Annotated in this window: 16 protein-coding genes; 4 read left to right on the forward strand and 12 right to left on the reverse strand. The window is 72.3% G+C overall.

Features of this window, described 5'->3' with window-relative positions; all coding sequences use genetic code 11:
• Positions 1 to 47 precede the first annotated feature (47 nt).
• The 9 genes from OG758_RS16990 to OG758_RS17030 form a co-directional block, all read right to left on the reverse strand.
• A complete protein-coding gene (locus tag OG758_RS16990; RefSeq protein WP_326710798.1) occupies positions 48 to 1298 on the reverse strand; it encodes an acyltransferase domain-containing protein in 1251 nt (416 codons plus the stop codon).
• Positions 1299 to 1337: 39 nt separating this feature from the next.
• A complete protein-coding gene (locus OG758_RS16995) occupies positions 1338 to 3065 on the reverse strand; it encodes an acyl-CoA dehydrogenase (protein ID WP_326710799.1) in 1728 nt (575 codons plus the stop codon).
• A complete protein-coding gene (locus tag OG758_RS17000) occupies positions 3062 to 4801 on the reverse strand; it encodes a fatty acyl-AMP ligase (protein ID WP_326710800.1) in 1740 nt (579 codons plus the stop codon). The genes OG758_RS16995 and OG758_RS17000 overlap by 4 nt, the downstream gene beginning before the upstream one ends.
• 128 nt (positions 4802 to 4929) lie before the next feature.
• Complete coding sequence (locus OG758_RS17005) at positions 4930 to 5109, reverse strand: acyl-CoA carboxylase subunit epsilon (protein ID WP_326710801.1); 180 nt, start codon at positions 5107 to 5109, stop codon at positions 4930 to 4932.
• A gap of 118 nt (positions 5110 to 5227) precedes the next feature.
• Positions 5228 to 5860: an antibiotic biosynthesis monooxygenase family protein gene (locus OG758_RS17010; RefSeq protein WP_326710802.1), complete on the reverse strand. Its 633-nt coding sequence runs from the start codon at positions 5858 to 5860 to the stop codon at positions 5228 to 5230.
• Positions 5847 to 6836: an aromatase/cyclase gene (locus OG758_RS17015; protein WP_326710803.1), complete on the reverse strand. Its 990-nt coding sequence runs from the start codon at positions 6834 to 6836 to the stop codon at positions 5847 to 5849. The genes OG758_RS17010 and OG758_RS17015 overlap by 14 nt, the downstream gene beginning before the upstream one ends.
• A 94-nt stretch (positions 6837 to 6930) precedes the next feature.
• Positions 6931 to 7962 (reverse strand): ketoacyl-ACP synthase III family protein, encoded by a 1032-nt coding sequence (locus OG758_RS17020; protein WP_326710804.1) that lies wholly within the window; start codon positions 7960 to 7962, stop codon positions 6931 to 6933.
• A gap of 17 nt (positions 7963 to 7979) precedes the next feature.
• Positions 7980 to 9629 (reverse strand): citramalate synthase, encoded by a 1650-nt coding sequence (gene cimA / locus OG758_RS17025; RefSeq protein ID WP_326710805.1) that lies wholly within the window; start codon positions 9627 to 9629, stop codon positions 7980 to 7982.
• A 127-nt stretch (positions 9630 to 9756) separates the two neighbouring features.
• The gene (locus tag OG758_RS17030) at positions 9757 to 10803 is read right to left on the reverse strand and encodes a CaiB/BaiF CoA transferase family protein (RefSeq protein WP_326710806.1); all 1047 of its coding nucleotides are present in this window, start codon (positions 10801 to 10803) and stop codon (positions 9757 to 9759) included.
• A gap of 162 nt (positions 10804 to 10965) precedes the next feature.
• Between OG758_RS17030 and OG758_RS17035 the strand changes: the two genes are divergently transcribed.
• Positions 10966 to 12192 (forward strand): cytochrome P450, encoded by a 1227-nt coding sequence (locus OG758_RS17035; RefSeq protein WP_326710807.1) that lies wholly within the window; start codon positions 10966 to 10968, stop codon positions 12190 to 12192.
• 73 nt (positions 12193 to 12265) lie between these two features.
• On the opposite strand, the gene OG758_RS17040 is transcribed toward OG758_RS17035, so the two are convergent.
• Positions 12266 to 13777: an MFS transporter gene (locus OG758_RS17040; protein WP_326710808.1), complete on the reverse strand. Its 1512-nt coding sequence runs from the start codon at positions 13775 to 13777 to the stop codon at positions 12266 to 12268.
• A gap of 158 nt (positions 13778 to 13935) precedes the next feature.
• Between OG758_RS17040 and OG758_RS17045 the strand changes: the two genes are divergently transcribed.
• Both OG758_RS17045 and OG758_RS17050 read left to right on the forward strand, forming a co-directional pair.
• Positions 13936 to 14259 carry a 2Fe-2S iron-sulfur cluster-binding protein gene (locus OG758_RS17045; RefSeq protein WP_326710809.1) on the forward strand — a complete coding sequence of 108 codons (324 nt, stop codon included), beginning with the start codon at positions 13936 to 13938 and terminating at the stop codon, positions 14257 to 14259.
• Complete coding sequence (locus tag OG758_RS17050) at positions 14259 to 15527, forward strand: NAD(P)/FAD-dependent oxidoreductase (protein WP_326710810.1); 1269 nt, start codon at positions 14259 to 14261, stop codon at positions 15525 to 15527. Before OG758_RS17045 ends, OG758_RS17050 begins: the two co-directional genes overlap by 1 nt.
• 67 nt (positions 15528 to 15594) lie before the next feature.
• Here OG758_RS17050 and OG758_RS17055 read toward each other — a convergent pair whose 3' ends face one another.
• Positions 15595 to 16743, reverse strand: a complete 1149-nt coding sequence (locus OG758_RS17055; RefSeq protein ID WP_326710811.1) for a hydrolase — start codon at positions 16741 to 16743, stop codon at positions 15595 to 15597.
• Positions 16740 to 17231, reverse strand: a complete 492-nt coding sequence (locus OG758_RS17060) for an SRPBCC family protein (RefSeq protein ID WP_326710812.1) — start codon at positions 17229 to 17231, stop codon at positions 16740 to 16742. The genes OG758_RS17055 and OG758_RS17060 overlap by 4 nt, the downstream gene beginning before the upstream one ends.
• A 207-nt stretch (positions 17232 to 17438) precedes the next feature.
• Between OG758_RS17060 and OG758_RS17065 the strand changes: the two genes are divergently transcribed.
• The gene (locus OG758_RS17065) at positions 17439 to 18224 is read left to right on the forward strand and encodes an SDR family NAD(P)-dependent oxidoreductase (RefSeq protein ID WP_326710813.1); all 786 of its coding nucleotides are present in this window, start codon (positions 17439 to 17441) and stop codon (positions 18222 to 18224) included.
• The last annotated feature ends 35 nt before the right edge of the window (positions 18225 to 18259 follow it).

An 18259-nucleotide genomic window follows, 5' to 3' on the forward strand; every position in this document is an offset into this window, starting at 1 on the left:
CGCCGGGTCCTGGCGCGGGCAACGGGCGTCCCACCCGTTCCCCCACGTCAGGCTCCGGGCAGGGCCGCGGCCAGCGGTCCCGCGTCGAGCGCCGAGATGACACCCGCCAGGTCGACGGCGTCGCTCGCCGGCCCCTGGCACACCGGGATGCAGGCGGGGCCGCGCAGGCCGCCGCCCATCCGCCGCAGATACGGGGTGAGGACGGCCTGCGGGCCGATCTCCACGACGTGGGTGGGTGCCTGCTGGGCGAGGAGGCTGCGCGCCGCGTCGGCGAACCGGACGGGGGCGGTGATCTGTTCGGTCCAGTACGGGGCGTAGAGCGGCTCGGTGGCGAGACGGCCGTAGACCGTCGAGTAGAACGGCACCTGGGGGGTGCCGCCGGGCATCTTGCGCAGGACGGCCTCGAACTTGGGGACCACGGGAGCCATCAGCGGCGAGTGGAAGGCGTGCGAGACGGCCAGATGGCGGCAGCGGATGCCGCGCTCGGCGAGGCGGGCCTCGATGCGGTTCAGCGCGCCGCGGTCACCGGAGAGCACGATCGCCTTGGCGGCGTTGATGGCGCTGATGCCCACGTCCGGCTCGGCACCGACCAGTTCGGCGGCCTCGTACGGGGTGATGCAGACGGCCATCATGCCGCCGCCCGGCGGCAGGTACTGCATGAAGGCGCCGCGCATGGACACCAGCTTCGCGGCGTCGGTCAGCGTCAGCGCGCCGGCGATCGTGGCGGCGGCGAACTCCCCCACTCCGTGGCCGAGGACGGCCGCCGGGCGCACCCCGGCCTCCTCCAGCGTCCGGGCCAGGGCGTACTCGACGGCGAACAGGGCGGGCTGGGTGAGCGCGGTGCGATGGATGCGCGGGTCGTCGGACAGGATCAGCTCCACCATGGACTCCTTGGTCCACGGGCGGATCGCCTCGTCGGCCTCGTCCAGGAAGGTGCGGTACCCGGTGGAGTTCAGATAGAGGCCGGAGGTCATCCCGGGGTGCTGGGAACCCTGGCCCGTGAAGACGAACGCGGCCCTGACCTGGCCGGCGCCCCGGCCGGCGTCGCGCATCGCCAGCACGTTCGCGAGCTGACGCACGGTGGGGAACGCCCAGATGTCGTCCGGTTCGATCAGCGAGCCGAACTCCTCCTCGATGTCTCCGTAGAGGCTGAGGGCCGCCACCGAGTCGAGACCTTCCTCGGTCAGCGGCACGGTGTCCTCCACCGGGTGGCCGAGGTAGTGGGCGACCCTCTCGGTCAGCCATTCGCGGTGGGCGACAGCGAAGTCTTCCTGGGCGCCGGGGAATTGCTCCTGCATGGGTGTGCTCCCTGTCGGGCGGGGGGTGGGGGGCGAGGGTCAGGCGAGCGGCGAGGCGTAGAGGTCGTAGCTGCGGCGGTCGTGCAGGCGGGCCACGACCTCTTCGAGCACCAGCCGTTGCGGTTCGACGGGCCGGTCGGGCAGCGGCAGCCCGAGCCGCGCGACCAGCCGGTAGAGGACGGCGGTGACCCAGGCGGGGGCGGCGAGGAAGGCGTCCGCGCGGCCGGCGGGCGCACTGCGTTGTTCGCGCCACACGCCGAGGCAGGCCGCCGCCGCGAGGACCAGGGTGTACCGGTCGGCGAGGCCGAAGCTCTGCGGGCTGGACAGGGCCTCGCGGTCGCCCTCCGCGACATTCTCGAACGCCTTCTTCAGCTCGGCGAGTTCACCGGTGAGGACCCGGGCGAGAAAGCGAAGGGCCGGGCCGCCCGGGCCGACACCGTCGTCGGCGTCTTCGAGGAGGTCGGTGCAGGCGACCAGGGTCGCGGCGAGCGGGTCGCCGTCACCGAGCAGCGCGGGCTGGGACAGGTCCAGCGGCGGCAGCTCCCGGTCGGGCCGGAACAGGTCCGGCGGCGGCTCGGGGTCGGCGAACCAGGCGTGCCGTGCGAAGTAAGGGAGTTGGGGCAGGATGCTGACCTGCCGTCCCGCGCTGCCCGCGTGCCCCAGCGAGGTGACGGGCAGGTCGCGCCGCTGCTTCTGGAACATCGCGTACGCGCCGTCCTGGGCGAACGTTTCCTCACCGAGCACCGCCGACATCTCGTCCATGCTCTCGGCCACGAGCTTCGGGGCGAGGTAGGCGGCGGCCGCCGCGTAGGCGCTCATCTGCCGGGGCAGCAGATGCAGGGCCCGGGTCGCGACCAGGGCGAGGCAGTCGATGATCAGCAGATCGAGGAAGCCGCCGGTGAGCACGTCCCGCACATGCCGCACGTCCAGCGACGAACGGCCGTCCGCCCGGCTGCGGCCCGCGAACCGGGCCACGGTGCGCAGGGCGGTGTCGGCGCCCGCGAGCACGATCGACGGGATGAGGCCGCGAATGAGCAGGGAGGAGCGCAGCGACAGCTCGTACCCGTCCCCGGCCTCCCCGAGTACGGCGCTGTGGGGGACGAGGCAGTCGGTGATCCGCAGTCCGCCGAACTCCGCGCTGCGCATCCCGGTCGTCGTGCGGCGGGCCAGGTTCTCCACGGCGCCGGCCGGCAGCTCGTCGCGGTCGAGCAGCAGGACGGTGTGGCTGCGCCCGCGCGAGGCTCCCTCCGTGCGGGCGAAGACGACCAGGCCGGTGGCGCGTGAGGCGTTGGCGACGGCGGACTTGCTGCCGTCGACGACAAGACCGTCCGGGACGGCCCTGGCGGTGAACTCGTCGCGGACGAAGTCGTTCCCGTGGGCGACCTCGTGGCGGGCCACGGCGAGCCGCCGGCCGCTCAGGAGCAGCCGGGCGGCGAGGCGGCGCTGCGCGTCGTCGCCCGCGGTCCACACCGGGGCGGCGGCGAAGAAGCAGTTGAGTCCGTAGCCGAATCCGAGGGAGGCGTCCCGGCGGAACACCGGGCGCAGGAGCCGGCCGAGCAGGTCCATCCGTTCCAGCCTGCCCCCTACGTCGGCGGGCACGAACTCGGCGTTGAGGCCGAAGTCGTCGAGTACCCGCTCGGCCTCCGGCAGCACCGTGCCGGCCGCGTCGGCGGCGAGCAGGGCGGCGGCACCGAGCGGGTTACCGGGGTCGTCGAGGGAGCCGAACGCCAGCTCCAGGGCATCGATCCGGTCCTGTGCCGTCGTCATCGCCGGCTCCCGGTCGCCATCAGCTGTTCCACCTCGGGTTCCATCCGCTGGTGCAGCGGGGTGAGCTCGCCGCGCAGGAAGAGCCGCCGCATCGCCGCCCGCTCCACCTTGCCGCTCGTGGTCCGGCGGACCGTGCCCGGCCTGACGAGCACGACACCGGCGGTCCGCACCTCGTACTCCTCGCTGATCCGCTCCTGTACGGCGGCCGCGAGCCCGGCGAGGTCGATGTCGTAGCGGCTGCCGGAGCGCAGTTCCTGGATGATGACGATCCGTTCCCTGACGCCGGGCAACGCGAAGGCGGTGGCCGCGCCGAAGAGGCCGCTGACCTGCTGCGCCGTGCGCTCCAGGTCCTGCGGGTAGAGATTGCGTCCGGCGATGACGATCATGTCCTTGAGCCGGCCGGTGACATGGAGCAGGCCGTCCTGGAGCGCGCCGAGGTCGCCGGTGCGCAGAAAGCCGCTGCCGCCGCCGCTGATCCGGCAGTCGAACGCCGCGGCGGTCTCGGCCGGCCGGGCCCAGTAGCCGGGTCCGACGCTCTCGCCGCGGACCCAGATCTCGCCGATCAGACCGTCCGGCACCTCGGCGCACGTGTCCGGGTCCACGATGCGTACGTCGACGGAGGCGGGCGGGCCGCAGTGCGTGACGGTGCGGCCCGGGCCGACGGGGTCGGTCAGCCGGCCCTTCTCCAGGGCGGCGGCGTCGACGGCACGCCCGGCCGGGGCCGTTCGCGTGCCCGAGACGATGAGGGTCGCCTCGGCCAGGCCGTAGCAGGGCGCCAGGGCTCCGGGGCGGAGCCCGGCGGGGGCGAACCGCTCGGCGAACGCGTCCAGCGTCGCGGCGTCTATGGGCTCGCCGCCGTTGACGGCGGTCTCCCAGCCGGACAGGTCGAGGCCCGCGAGCTGCGTGTCGTTGACGCGGCGCACGCACATCTCGTACGCGAAGTCGGGGGCGGCGCTGACGGTCAGGCCGTATCGCGAGACGGTCTCCAGCCAGTTCGCCGGACGCTTGACGAACGCCGTCGGGGTCAGCAGGACGGCGGTGCCTCCGAGCCACAGCGCGTGCAGCAACTGGCCGACGAGGCCCATGTCGTGGTGCAGCGGCAGCCAGCCGCCGAGCCGCGTGCCGGGGCGTGTGCCGAGTGCCTCCCGGATGGCCCGCTGGTTGGCGAGCAGGCTGCGGTGGGTGACGATCACGCCGCGCGGGTCGCGGGTCGAGCCGGAGGTGTACTGGAGGTAGGCGACCGTGTCGGGGCCCGGCGCGAAGGGCTCCCAGGGCCCGGCTCCGGCGACCGCCGCGGGGCCGTCGGCCGGCAGGCAGACGACGTCGCCGTGTCCGGTGCGGGCGAGCAGCTGGGAGACGTCGGCCGCTTCCGCGGTGGACGTGAGCACGCACGCCACGGCGGCTTCCTTGACGATGCCGCCGAAGCGTTCGTCGTGGTGGCCGTGCCCGCCGGTCGGGGCGACGGGGACAGCGATCGCTCCCGAGTACAGGCAGGCGAGGAAGCTGGTGACGAACAGCGCGCGGGAGCGGTGTGCGATCAGTACCCGGTCCCCCGGGCGGACGTGCCGGCCGAGCGCGGCCGCCAAGTGGCGTGCCTGAATGTCGAGTTGGCCGTAGGTGATCGTTTCGGGCCGCAAGGTGCCCTCGTGCTCGGTGAGGAGGATCAACGCCTCCTGGTCCGGCGTCTCGGCCGCCTGGGCCTGGATGTGCTCCGTAAAGGTCTGGTGACCGCTCACGCCTCCCCCTCCCGTGCCGTGGCGCCGTCCCCGGGGACGGCCGACGGCCGGCTCTGCTGTCGGCGAGGCGGCGGTGTGCCCCTGGATGGGGCCTGCGCCTCGCCGGTGGATGTACGGCGAACTCGCGTTCACGGCGTGTCCCCGATGGCGCGGGGCACGTGGCCGCCGCCCTTGACGGTCCAGCCCGCGTAGGCGGCCTTGGTCTCGTCGTCGGGCTCACCCGCGCGCCGCACGAGGGCGAGCAGCACGGCGGTCACAGCCGCCAGCTCGGCCTCGTCGGGCAGGCCGCGGACCACAGTGATACGCATCTGGTTCACCATGAGGACACTGTGCGCGCACCCGCTAGAAGCGTGCTCGTGCCCCGGACGCACCGGAGCCGAGGACCTGATGGCCCTCGGCTCCGGTGCGGGTGGAGTGCCGCTCGTGTCAGGCGACGACGCGTTCGTACGCCACGTGCCGGCCCCGTACCACCTCGACGTCCGCCGTGCGGCGCATCTGCTCGGTCAGCGCACGGTGACCGCTGTCGGCCAGGGCCCGCTCGCAGTCCGCGGTGTCCCGCCACCACTGGATGGCCGTGTAGGTGTCGGGACGGAGCGTCGAGCGCAGCAGATCGCTGCCTCCGAAGCCGCCGAGCCGGTCGAAGTGCTCATTGGTCTCGGCGAACAGCCGCTCGAACGAGGACGACGTGGCGCCCAAGCTCCTGGCCTGGGTCAGGATGACGTTCTCCGCTCCCACGACGGCGTTCTCCTTGAGCACCCGCCCCACGCTCACGGCCTGGTCCACCTCGGTGTTGACGAGCGGACCGAGATTCTTGACGTGGGTCTGGAAGGTGTCGTCGTGGACGGTGTCGAGGAAGCCCCGCATCGTCCGCCAGTGCCCGAGGTGGACGTACACGTCAGGGCGTTCGACGAGCTGGACGGTCACGAGGAAGTCGAAGCCCTCCCGTCTGCGCAGGTACTGGGAGTGGTCCCGGAACTCGTGCTCGAACCATGCGGTGTCGCCCTTGACCTCGAACCGGTTGACCACCGTGAGCGGTGTGTCTTTACTACGAATGTGCACGCGCTTCCTCCGCGAACTGCTTGGCATGACGCAACGTGGTGGAGCTGTTGGTCCCGAGCGCCTTGCGCACCAGGGCGCGGGCCTCGGCGAGCGTGGCGTCGGGGCCCAGCGCGGTGCGTACACCCCCCGGGTCCAGGGTCACGGTGTGCCACGACGTGGCCCGGACGCTGCCGTCTCCCAGCGATTCGATCACCCAGCGGCCGGTGTGACCGCTCATCGCGACCGGCACCCTGAGCTGCTTGTAGACGATGACCTTGCGGTCCTCGAAGCAGACGCGGACCGAGGTGGTGTTGTGCGTCGATCCGTCCGGGCTCGCGGTGTCCATGTCCATGTGCTGGATGCCGGCCTCGTCCTCGGTGAGGTCGAGGCGGGCCACGTGCGGCAGCCGCTGCGGCCACAGGTCGGCGCGGTCCAGGAAGGCGAAGACGTCGCCGGCCGCGCCGAAGACGGTCTCGGAGTCGCTGAAGGTGAAGTGGAGTTCCTCGCGCGCGTCGGCGAGCTCGGCGGTGTTCTTGAGGGCGAGGAGCTCGGCGCGGCTGTTGCCGTCGACGGCCTTCTCGATGAGTTCCTCCGCGGCCGGGTCGCCGTCGACGGCACGGTAGTCGTGCAGCAGCGTGACGCGGGTGGTGCCGTCCTCCAGTTCCCGGACGCGCCACTCACCGCCCATCTCGGCGACGGGGGCGGCGGTGACCACCTGGCGGAAGGTGATGGTGCGGGCCGCCGGGTCCAGGACCCGTCGTGAGGTCCAGGTGCGCACCTTGTCACCGGCGACGGCCCAGATGCGCAGGAGCTGCTCGCCGCCTTCGGCGGGGGCCTCCTCGAGCACCTCGACGTGCACGGTGGGGCCGAACACCTGCGGCCACTCGGCGACATCGGCCACCAGCGCGTACACGGCGGCGGGAGACGCGGCCACGGTGATGGAGTGCTCCGTGACGTGGAGCGCTGCGGTCTCGGACGTGGTGGTGGTCGGCGCCACGGCAATTCCCTTCGGACTGTCCGCTCCAGGGCGGATCACAAGGTTGGCATGAGGTGATCGAGCGGGGCTGGAGAACCGGTGGACCCGCGGTCAACTACTGGGCCCAGTCGGGGCGTTCGAGGATGTCGAGCACGGCGCAGCCCCAGCTGTAACCGGCGCCGACGCTGACCAGGACGACCCGGTCACCGGGCGCCGCGCGCCCCGAGACGGTCAGGTGGTCGAGGCCGGCGAACTGGTCGCCCGCGCCGAGATGCCCGACGGTGCGGCTGTAGTCCCAGGTGGTGCGCGCGGGGTCGATGCCGAACGGCTTGTAGTAGATCGACGCCAGGCGCCGCCGGCCGAAGTGCGGCAGTACCACCCAGTCGGCCTCCGCGAGTTCGGATCCGGCGTCGGCCAGCGCCTGTTTGATCACCGTCTGCTGGCCGTTGTGCGCCCGGGAGATGGCGTACGACATTCCGGCACGGCCCACGAAGGCGCGCTTGGCCGCCTCGAAGTCGACGGGGATGCGGTGGCCGAACGGGGCCTTGGTGAAGGGGTCGTCGCCGCGGTGCAGCGGCTCCAGGTCGGGGTCCGCGTGCAGCGCGAGCGAGACGAGGCGGGCGTAGCCGCCGCGCCGGGAGAGCACCAGCGAGGTGGCGCCGTCCGCGTAGGGCGTTCCGGGGTCGGTGTTCCAGCGGTCGATGCCGGGGGCGCAGAAGCGGTCGGCGGTGGTGATGAGGGCGTCGCTGTGGCCGTGGCCCGCGGTGAGGTAGGCGCTCGCCAGGTCGAGTGCGGCGAGCCCGCCGTTGGACATCTGCCGTATCTCGACGGCCTGGCAGGTGTTGCCGAGTGCCTCGCGCTGGATGTACGAGGCGACCGGCCAGAGGTCCTGGCCCTGGTGGTAGGTGTCCGCGTGCAGCAGGAGATCCACGTCGCCGCCGTGCGTATCGGCCCGGCTCAGAGCGGTGTGTGCGGCGGCCGCGGCCATTTCGGCAGCCGACTCGTCGGGCGAGTAGGCCACCGACTCCATGCCGGTGGCCGCGGCCGTCCGGGGCGGGCAGGCCCCGGAGGCGACGGCTTCGGCGATCTTGAGGCGGGTGGGAAGCCGTGTGGAGGTCCCCCGTATGTAGACGTCTTCCAGACGCACAGTCTCTCCAAGGCAGGTCAGGGGCGGATCGGTTGGACCGAGGCCATGACACGGTGGGCGGGCGCGTCCGGGGCCTGGCCCGGCGGTTCGTCGAGCAGGACGTAGTGGACGGCGTCGAGAAGCGCGTGCCAGCTGGCCGCGGTCGTGTTCGGGCCGACGCCGACGGTGCCCCAGCGGCGGCTGCCTGCCTGGTAGGAGACGAGGACGCGGGCGTCGGCGCTGCTGCCGGTCTCGCCGCTGAGCACACGAACCCGGTAGTCGACCAGTTCGAGCCGGGACAGGGCCGGGAAGCAGGGGTCGAGAGCGGCGTGCAGCGCGGTGTCGAGCGCGTTGACCGGGCCGTTGCCGTGTCCGGTCGCGGTGATGGCCCGGCCCTGGACGGACAGGCGCACGGTGGCCTCGGTGCGGACCTCGTCGCCGTGCGCCCCCAAGACACCAAGAACGCTGACGGACCACGACTCGACCTCGAACGGGTGGAGCCGCGGGGCGCCCGTGAGCTCCTCGCGCAGCAGCAGCTCGAACGAGGCGTCGGCGGACTCGAAGCTGTAGCCGGCGTTCTCCAGTTCCTTGACGCGGGTCGCGGCGCGGGCCACTTCGTCGGACCCCGCCTCGACGTCGTAGCCCAGCTCGCGCGCCTTGAGCTCGATGGAGGAGCGGCCGCCCATGTCGGAGACGAGCGTGCGCATCGCGTTGCCGACCAGCGCCGGCCGGGTGTGCTGGTAGAGGTCGGGGTCGACCCGCAGCGCCGAGGCGTGCAGTCCGGCCTTGTGCGTGAACGCCGACTCGCCGATGTAGGGCGCGGCGCCGCTGCCGGGCAGCTCGGTCAGTTCGGCGATGGCCCGGCCGGTCGCGGCCAGGCCCGCCAGCCGCTCCAGCGGGACGACCTCGCGGCCGCGCTTGAGTACGAGGTTGGCGATGACGGTGAACAGGTCCGCGTTGCCGCACCGTTCGCCGTAGCCATGGGCAGTTCCCTGGGCCTGGACGGCACCGGCGTCCACCGCCGCCATGGTGTTGGCGACGGCGCAGCCGGTGTCGTTGTGGCAGTGGATGCCGAGCTGTACGCCGGTCAGGGCGCGGGTCTCGGCGACTACGGCCGCCACCTCGTCGGGCAGGGAGCCGCCGTTGGTGTCGCACAGGACGACGGTCTCCGCGCCGGCCTCGGCCGCGGTACGGACGACGGCGAGGGCGTACTCGCGGTTGAGCTGATAGCCGTCGAAGTAGTGCTCCGCGTCGACGAAGACCCGCCGCCCGGCGTGCACCAGGTGACGCACCGTGCCGCCGATCATGGAGAGGTTCTCCGCGAGGGTGGTGCGCAGCGCGTCGCGCACATGGCCCGTGTGGCTCTTGGCGACGAGGGTCACCACGGGGGTCTCGGCCGCGAGCAGGGCCCGTACCTGCGGGTCGACGGGGGCCGGTACGCCGGGCCTGCGGGTGGCCCCGAACGCGGCGAGGACGGCGTGCTTCAGGTCGAGTTCGGTGCGGGCCCTGCGGAAGAACTCGGTGTCCCGGGGTACGGCCCCGGGCCAGCCGCCCTCGATGAAGCCGACACCGAGTCCGTCGAGCTCACGTGCGACGGCGAGCTTGTCCTCGACCGTCAGCACCATGCCTTCCTGCTGGGCGCCGTCGCGCAGGGTCGTGTCGTAGAGCTGGAAGCTCTGCTCGGCCATCGCCCCTCCCTTGTCCTGTATGCGCCGGTGATACCGGCCTCCGGATGGTCACCCCACCGTCCGGCGGCGGACCGGAGAACGGCTCGAGCGGTGATGGACCGCGCGGCGGGACCGGAGACGCCCGTCGTCAGTGGTGCTGGGCGGGCGCGTGGCTGAAGCGCGGGGCCACCGCGGCGGGACCGCTGCCGCGTGCCTGGTGGTGCGGATGCGAGGCGGCCTCGGCGGCGCTCAGCACCGGCGTCACACACGCCTCGGTCCCCTCGAACAGCTGCGCCCAGTGGTCCCGGGTCGCGCCGGCGAAGCGGTTCGCGAACTCCCGTCGCACAGCGGGCCAGTTACGCGGGTCGTCGCGGTCGGGCAGCGCCGCCGCGTCGAGTTCGAGGCCGTGGACCAGCGCCGCGTAGAAGCGCTCCTCTAGTGCGCCGACCGCGACGTATCCTCCGTCGGCGCACGCGTAGCAGGTGTAGAACGGGGCGCCGCCGTCGAGCAGGTTCGTGCCGCGCTCGTGCTGCCACTGTCCGGCCGACCCCATGCCGACGAGCATGCCGAGCATCGCACCGACTCCGTCCACGATCGCCGCGTCGACGACCCGGCCGGCTCCGGTCGACCGGCGTTCGTACAGGGCCGCGAGGACGCCGGCGAGCAGGAACATCGAGCCGCCCCCGAAGTCCCCCAGGAAGTTCACCGGGACGACGGGCGGGCCGCCGGACTCGCCGATCGCGTACAGAGCGCCGGTCAGGGCGAGGTAGTTGATGTCGTGTCCGGGGGCCGTGGCGAGCGGCCCGTCCTGGCCCCAGCCCGTCATCCGGGCGTACACCAGCGCCGGGTTGCGTTCCAGGCACACCTCGGGCCCGATGCCGAGCCGCTCCGCCACGCCCGGCCGGAAGCCCTCGACCAGGACGTCGGAGCTCTCCACAAGACTCAGGAGCTCCGCGACGTCGTCCGGGCTCTTCAGGTCCAGGGCGATGCGGTGCCGGCCCCGGTCGAGTTCCTGGTGCCACTGCTCGAAGGAGCGCCGGCCGTCGGCCCGGTCGACCCGGATCACCTCGGCGCCGAGATCGGCGAGGATCATGCAGGCGAAGGGCACCGGCCCGATCGCCGCCAGTTCGACCACCCGCAGCCCGCTCAGCGGGCCGGTCCCCCCGGACCGCCCCTCACTTGTCGTTATGCCCATGCCGTGAGGCTAGGGAGCCGCGCCGGATCCCCTCTCGCGCCCGGCTGGAGCGCGGGCGGCGGCGACTCCACCTGTGCCCGAGCGCGCGCTGGCAGCGTGCTCCGGGAACTGCTGTCTGTCCGGTTCTTCATGAGGAAACTCCCCCAGGAGGAAGGATTCACTGTGACCACCAGTGCCACGGAGCAGGGCGCCGCAGAGTCGGAGGCCAAACCCTTTCCCTACGCGCGCCAGTGCCCGTTCACGCCCCCGAAGGAGTACGGGGAGATCGTCGAGAAGGACGTCTCCCAGGTCACGCTCAGGGGATCCGGCCTGCGGATATGGACGGTCGCCGGTTATGAGACCATCCGCCGCCTGCTCACCGACCCGCGGGTCAGCGCGTCCCGCAAGCATGACAACTTCCCCTTCTACTTCATCGCTCCGCCGGAGTACCGCACCGAGACGTCGTTCATCGGGTACGACGGCAAGGAGCACAGCGACACCCGCCGCAAGGCCGCTCTGACGTTCACCAGCCGGCAGGTGCGGCGGCTGCGGCCGCGGATCGAGGAGATCGTCGACGACCACCTCGACAAGCTCCTCGCGATGACGCCGGTCGTGGACTTCCACCACGCGTTCTCGCTGTCGGTGCCCATGACGGTCATCTGCGAACTCCTCGGGATCCCGCAGGACCGGCACGAGTTCTTCATCAAGCACGGCACGGCGCTGCTCGGCGGCCACAGCTCCACGGAGGAGCGGCAGGCGGCCATCGTCGAGGTGAACGAGTACGTCAACGACCTCATCCAGCTGAAGAAGCGCGAGCCCGGCGAGGATCTGCTGAGCCGCGCGATGGCCGACTACGAGGCGTCCGGCGAGGAGTACACCGACCGCGATCTGTTCAACATGGTGCGGCTGCTGATGAACGGCGGCCACGAGACCACCGCCAGCCAGATCTCGCTCGGTACCGCCTGCCTCCTGGAGAACCCCGATCAGCTTCAACTCCTGTTGTCCGACCCGTCGTTGGTCAAGCCGGCCGTCGAGGAGCTGGTGCGGTACGCGACGATCGGTGACACGGCGGTGCCCCGCGTCGCCCTGGAGGACATCGAGATCGGCGGCCAGGTCATCCGCAAGGGCGACGGCATCCTGTGCCTCGGTCTCGCGGCCAACCGTGACCCGGAGGTCTTCCCCGAGCCGGAGAAGCTCGACATCACCCGCGGCAGCCGCAAGCACCTCGGCTTCGGGCACGGCGTGCACCACTGCATCGGCGCGGACCTCGCCCGCCTGGAGCTGGAGATCGTGTGGAGCAAGCTGTTCCAGCGCATCCCCACCCTCGAACTCGCCAAGCCCTTCCTGGAGATACCCCGCAAGGAGGGGGCCGTGATCTACGGGCTGTGGGAACTGCCCGTGAAGTGGTGAGTCCAGCCGACCACGCCTGGGCCGCCGACCGCGGAAGCGGTCGGCGGCCCAGGCGCATTGCCCCTCCGTCTCGTCAGACGGCAGCCTTTTCGGTGTCGCCTCGAGGAGTGCCGGTGTCGCCTTGAGGGATACGGGACTGCTTGCGGACCGGAACGAAGAGCGCGGCGACGAACCCCGCGACGGCGAACAGGGCTGCGCCGGTGAGAGCCAGGCCGTAGCCGGCCGCCCTGGCGTCGACGGCACTCGCGCCGGCCCCGGTCCGGGCGTCGATGCGGGCCGCGGACAGCGCGGCCAGGGTCACCAGGCCGACGGCGCTGCCGAGTTGGCGGGTGGTGTTGAGGAGCCCGGAGGCCAGGCCGGCCTGATGGGGGGCGAGCCCGGCGGTGGCGGCGTTCGTCGTGGCGTTGAGCACCGCGCCCATCCCCGATCCGAGCAGGACACAGGGTCCGAGCACGTCGCCGAGGTAGTCGGCGCCCGCGTCCACGGAGGACAGCCAGAACAGGGCGCCCGCGGCGAGGGTGAGGCCGCCGAGCAGGATCGGGCGCGGGCCGGCCCTCGGCACGAGGGGCGCGATCCCCCAGCCGCCCAGGGCCATGCCGACGGAGAGCGGGAGGTAGCTGAGCCCGGTGTGCAACGGGCTGTAGCCGAGGACCTGTTGGAGGACCAGCGTGAAGAAGTAGAAGGTGCTGAAGAGGGCGGCGATGCCGAAGAAGGCCACGAGGTTGGCGGCGGCGACCGACCGGTTCCGGAAGATGCCGAGCGGCACCAGGGGATGCCGGGCGAACCTCGCCTGGATCACCAGGAACGCGGTGATCAGGAGCGCCCCGGCCAGCAGCGGACCAAGGACCCGTGGCGAACCCCAGCCGTGCGCGGCGTACTGGGAGACACCGTAGACGGCGGACATCAGGCCGAGGGTGACGGTCACCGCGCCGGGCAGGTCGAGGCCGCTGCCCCGGCCCGTCCGGCGGGGGCGGGTTTCCGGGACCACCCAGCGGACGGCGGCGAACAGCACGAGCCCGATCGGGACGTTCACCAGGAAGATCCAGCGCCAGGAGAACCACTCGATGATCACGCCGCCGGCCAGCACACCGATCGCGCCCGCGGCTCCCGAGACCGCGCTCCACCAGCCGAACGCCCGTGCGCGGGCGGCCGGTTCGGTGAACGTCGTGCCGAGGACGGTGAGGGTGGCGGGTGCCATGACCGCGGCTCCGAGCCCTTGGAAGGCGCGGGCGAGGACCAGGGTGACCGGGGCGTCCGCGGCTCCCCCGACGAGGCTGGCCAGCGTGAACAGAGCGACCCCGCACGCGAAGATCCGGCGCTGGCCGAACAGGTCCGCGAGCCGCCCGCCGAGCAGCAGGAAGCCGCAGACGACCACCGTGTAGGCGTTGTTCACGAGTTGCAGGTTGTGCTGGGTGAAGTGCAGGTCCGCGGAGATGACGGGCAGGGCCACGTTCACCACCGAGGCGTCCAGCACGTTCATGAACTGGCCCAGGCAGCAGGCGGCCAGCACGAGGGAGAGCCGATGGCCGGCGACCCCCTTGCCGGGCTCGGCGGCCGTCTCCCGGGTCCCTTCGGTCACAGTCATGGCAGGCACGCTGCGCCGGACCGGTCGACCGGCGGTAGCGACCCGGTCGAGCCCGCACAGGCGGTCGAGAGTTCCTCCACCGCGATTGCAGGGCGTCTCGCCACAGTCCGTGCGGTACCTCCGCACGGATGGCCGATATTCCATTAGGAGAGCTCACCATGGCCAAGATCACCTACAAGCATCCGAACGGCACCGTCACCATCCTCGACGTCGAGGCGCCCAACACGGTCATGCGCGCGGCGAAGCTCAACAACGTCGACGGCATCGAGGCCCAGTGCGGCGGCTCCGCGCAGTGCGGCACCTGCCACGTCTTCATCGACGCGGAGAGCACCGTGCCGCTGCCCGAGATGGACCCCGTCGAGGACGACGTGCTGTACGGAACGGCGTGCGAGCGCACCGAGTTCAGCAGGCTCAGCTGCCAGTTGCCGGTCTCCGAGGGCCTGGACGGTCTGCTGGTCCACCTGCCCGAGGCGCAGAGCTGATGGCGTCGCACTCGGTGGTGGTCGTCGGCGCGGGCCTGGCCGGCCTCGACACGGCGGCGGCCCTGCGCGGCCGCGGCTACGAGGGCCGGATCACGCTCGTCGGGGACGAGCCGTCCGGCCCCTGCGACCGCCCGCCCCTGTCGAAGGGCTATCTGGCCGGCACGACGGCGGCCGCGGACATCGCGCTGCGCCCGCCGTCGTTCTACGCCGCGCAGGACATCCAGCTTCTGTCGGGCGACCGGGCGTCCTCGGTCGACCGGGAGCGGCGCACGGTCCTGCTGGAGTCCGGGCTGCGGCTTCCGTACGGCGCGCTGGTCCTGGCGACCGGCTGCCGCCCGCGCACGCTGCCCGTGCCCGGCGCCTCGCTGGCCGGGGTGCTCTCGCTGCGCGGCCTGGCCGACGCGGAGGACCTGCGGCTGCGGCTCAGCGGGCCGCCCCGCAGCGTCGTCGTGGTCGGCGCCGGGTTCATCGGTCTCGAGGTGGCGGCCACCGCGCGTCGCCTCGGCCACGAGGTGACCGTGGTCGAGGCCCAGCCGAGGGCGCTGGCCCGCGCGCTGACGCCCCACATGTCGGCCCGGGTCGTCGCCGAGCACCGCGCCCAGGGGGTGCGGGTGCTGCTGGGCCGCGAGGTGTCCGCGCTGTACGGCGACGCGGAGAACCGGGTCCAGGTCATGGAGCTGGGGGACGGCGAGCGGATCGCCGCCGAACTCGTCGTGGTCGGTGTCGGCGTCCTACCCGACACGCGCCTCGCGCTCACCGCGGACCTGGTCGTCGGCGACGGCATAGTCGTGGACGAGCGGCTGCGGACGGAGGACCCGGACATCTACGCGGTCGGTGACTGCGCCCGCTTCCCCAGCCCGCACGCCGGCCGGCACATCCGCCTGGAGTCCGTCCAGAACGCCACCGACCAGGCGCGCTGCGTGGCCGCCGCGATCTGTGGCGAGCCGTACGCGTACACCGCCGTGCCCTGGTTCTGGTCCGAGCAGTACGCGATGCGGCTCCAGATGGCCGGTCTGACGGCCGCCCACGACGAGACCGTGACCGTCGGCGACCCGGACGGCGGGCGGTTCTCCGTCCTCTGTTTCCGCGCCGGCCGGCTGATCGGTGTCGAGTCCATGAACCGTCCGGCGGACCACGGCATCGCCCGCCGGCTGCTGACCACCGGCACGCAGCTGGCACCGGCGACGGCCCGGGAGCCGGGCTTCGACCTCAAGAAGCTCCCCCGTACGCCCTCGACCGCCCAGGGCAGGCCGGCCGTCCACGCCTGAGGGATCCGGACGAAGAACGGTCCCGGCCCCCCGAAGGGCCGGGACCGTTTCCCGTCTGTACGGAGGATCAGCCCTCAGGGCCGAGCAGCACCGCCGAGTAGTTCTTGCGGGCGGCGGTGTCGTACTGGAGCGCGACGTGACTCGTCGCCGACGTGATGTCCCGCCAGAAGCGCTGGAGTGCGTGGCCCTCGCCGAGGCCGCCGGTCCCGGCGGCGCCGACCAGCAGGGTCACGGCCTCGCGGAGGATCTCGGCGGCGAAGGGGGCGTTCCGCTCGTTGCGCGCCATGTGCTCGGGGGTGAACAGCCGCCGGTCGAGGACCCGGGCGCTCTCCTCCACGAGGTGACGTGCGGCGTCGATCCGGCCGGAGGCACGTACGACGGTGAGTTCGGCGGTGTGGTTGCGCCGGCGTCCGGTGATCGATCCCGTACAGGCGGCGAGCGCGCCGGTGGCGGCGCCGACGACGGGGGCGATGAAGGTGAGTCCGCCGACCGCCTGGAAGGGCACGTTGTGGGCGGGCACGCCGGAGGAGCCGTTGCGGCCGGTGAGCATGTCGGCGCGGTCGAGGGTCAGATGCGCCGGCACGAACACGTCGTCGACCACGACGGTGTGGCTCCCGGTCGCCCGCATCCCGACGCTGTCCCAGGTCTCGCGCACGGTGTACGTGCCCCGCGGCAGGGTGAAGAAGCGCAGTTGCGGCGGGCCCTCACCGCCCGCGACCGCCGCGCAGACCATCACCCAGTCGGCGAAGTCGACGGCGCTGACGTAGGCCCACTCGCCGGTGACCCGCCAGCCGCCGTCGGCCGGCCTGGCTCGCCCGGCGGGCATCAGGCCGGTCGCCACGAACGTGTCGGGCCCCGCGCCCCACAGCTCCTGGTGCCCCTGCTCGGGCAGGTGCGCGGCGAAGCGCGCCGAGTACGCGGCGAGCGAGGCACACCACGCGGAGGCGGCGCAGCCCTCGCCGACGGAGATGACGGCCCGCGTCAGGTCTTCGAACGAACCCTCCGTGCCGCCGAATCGCGCGGCCACGAAATGCCGGGCGAACCCGGCCTCCCGTATCGCGTCGGTGACCTCGCGGGACAGGCTGCGGCCCGTGTCCGCGTCCGCCGCGTGGCGGGCCGCGAGCAGCCGGAGCCGGTCGGCGGCGGGGACGAGCCCGGCGTCGGGAACGGCCGGGGCGGCGTCGGGAGCGGCGATCACGCCGACGTCGACGCTCACGATCCGGACCCGTTCGCGACGGCGCGGGCGAAGAGCTCCAAGGTCTCGCCGGGACTCGGCCCGTCGAGCGCCTTGAAGATCCGCTCGGCGCCCGGACCGTGCCGGTCCAGCTTGACGTGGGCGAGTGAGACGCGGGTGTGTCCCGCGTCGGCGGCCTCGAAGTCGACCTCGATCTGGCTGGCGCCGTCGTCGGTGGGCAGGGACTGCCAGTTGGGGTCGATCCGCCAGGTCATGACGACGCGGCGGCCCGGCTCCCACTCCAGCACGCGCCCCCAGGCGATCTCGTTGCCCTCCACGTCCCACTCGTAGTAGCGGCCGCCCACTTCCCCTTCGAAGGCGAGGCCGGCCCGCTCCTTGCGCACCAGGATGTGGCTCGGCGGCCACCAGTCCGCCGGGCGCTCGGTGAAGACCTTGAAGCACTCGTCGGGCGTCGCCGCCACGGTCACCGACTTCCTGACGTCGGGCAGGGTCTGCGTCTGCTCGGGCACGGGGCCTCCTCGCTCCGGCCAGGTGTCCGCCCGGCCACGGCATCCAATTGCGCCCAAGCTGACCGGCCCCGCTAGGCCCCGTGTCGAGTACGGCTCGAACAGCCGGCCTCCAGGCCGGCTCCACCCCGGTGCGAGAAACCCGCAAGGCGACGGGCCCACCGTCGAGCCGACGTGGACCGGACCGACATGAGCGATGGGGAGAGCACGATGACAGACACGGGACGACGAGTGGCCTTCGTGACCGGTGCGACCAGCGGGATCGGCCTGGCCGTGACCGAGCTGCTGGCCCGGCAGGGTGTCGCGGTGTTCGGTGTGGCGCGTGACGCGGAGAACGTCGCCGCCATGGTCAAGGAACAGCGCGAACAGGGCCACGAGGTGGCCGGCACGGTGTGCGACGTGACGTCCCTGACGCAGATCCAGGAGGCCGTGCGCGCCGCCGTGGCCGAGTACGGCCGCATCGACATCCTCGTCAACAACGCGGGCCGCGGCGGTGGCGGCGTGACGGCCGAGCTGGCCGACTCGCTCTGGGACGACGTGATCGAGACCAACCTGAACGGCACCTTCCGTGTCACCCGGGAAGTACTCAGCACGGGCCTGATGCGCGAGGGGGCCTGGGGACGGATCATCAACATCGCCTCCACCGGCGGCAAGCAGGGCGTCGAGCTCGCCGCGCCCTACTCCGCCTCCAAGCACGGAGTGATCGGCTTCACCAAGGCCGTCGGCAAGGAACTCGCCGCGACCGGTATCACCGTCAACGCCGTCTGCCCCGGATACGTCGAGACGCCGATGGCCCAGCGCGTGCGGCAGGGCTACGCGGGCCACTACGGGGTGAGCGAGCAGGAGATCCAGGAGAAGTTCAACGCGAAGATCCCGCTCGGCCGTTACTCCACTCCCGAGGAGGTCGCCGGGCTCGTCGGCTACCTCGCGTCGGACCCGGCCGGGTCCATCACCGCCCAGGCCATGAACGTCTGCGGTGGGCTCGGTAACTACTGATGGCCCTGATGGACGAGCAGAAGAGGAGTGTCTGA

The sequence above is a fragment of the Streptomyces sp. NBC_01474 genome, assembly GCF_035918215.1.
GTDB lineage: Bacteria > Actinomycetota > Actinomycetes > Streptomycetales > Streptomycetaceae > Streptomyces > Streptomyces aureus.

Coding starts and splice junctions, on each gene's coding strand:
- OG758_RS16990 (WP_326710798.1), bottom strand. CDS start 1,298: ATGCAGGAGCAATTCCCCGGCGCCCAGGAAGACTTCGCTGTCGCCCAC.
- OG758_RS16995 (WP_326710799.1), bottom strand. CDS start 3,065: ATGACGACGGCACAGGACCGGATCGATGCCCTGGAGCTGGCGTTCGGC.
- OG758_RS17005 (WP_326710801.1), bottom strand. CDS start 5,109: ATGCGTATCACTGTGGTCCGCGGCCTGCCCGACGAGGCCGAGCTGGCG.
- cimA (WP_326710805.1), bottom strand. CDS start 9,629: ATGGCCGAGCAGAGCTTCCAGCTCTACGACACGACCCTGCGCGACGGC.
- OG758_RS17030 (WP_326710806.1), bottom strand. CDS start 10,803: ATGGGCATAACGACAAGTGAGGGGCGGTCCGGGGGGACCGGCCCGCTG.
- OG758_RS17040 (WP_326710808.1), bottom strand. CDS start 13,777: ATGACTGTGACCGAAGGGACCCGGGAGACGGCCGCCGAGCCCGGCAAG.
- OG758_RS17045 (WP_326710809.1), top strand. CDS start 13,936: ATGGCCAAGATCACCTACAAGCATCCGAACGGCACCGTCACCATCCTC.
- OG758_RS17050 (WP_326710810.1), top strand. CDS start 14,259: ATGGCGTCGCACTCGGTGGTGGTCGTCGGCGCGGGCCTGGCCGGCCTC.
- OG758_RS17065 (WP_326710813.1), top strand. CDS start 17,439: ATGACAGACACGGGACGACGAGTGGCCTTCGTGACCGGTGCGACCAGC.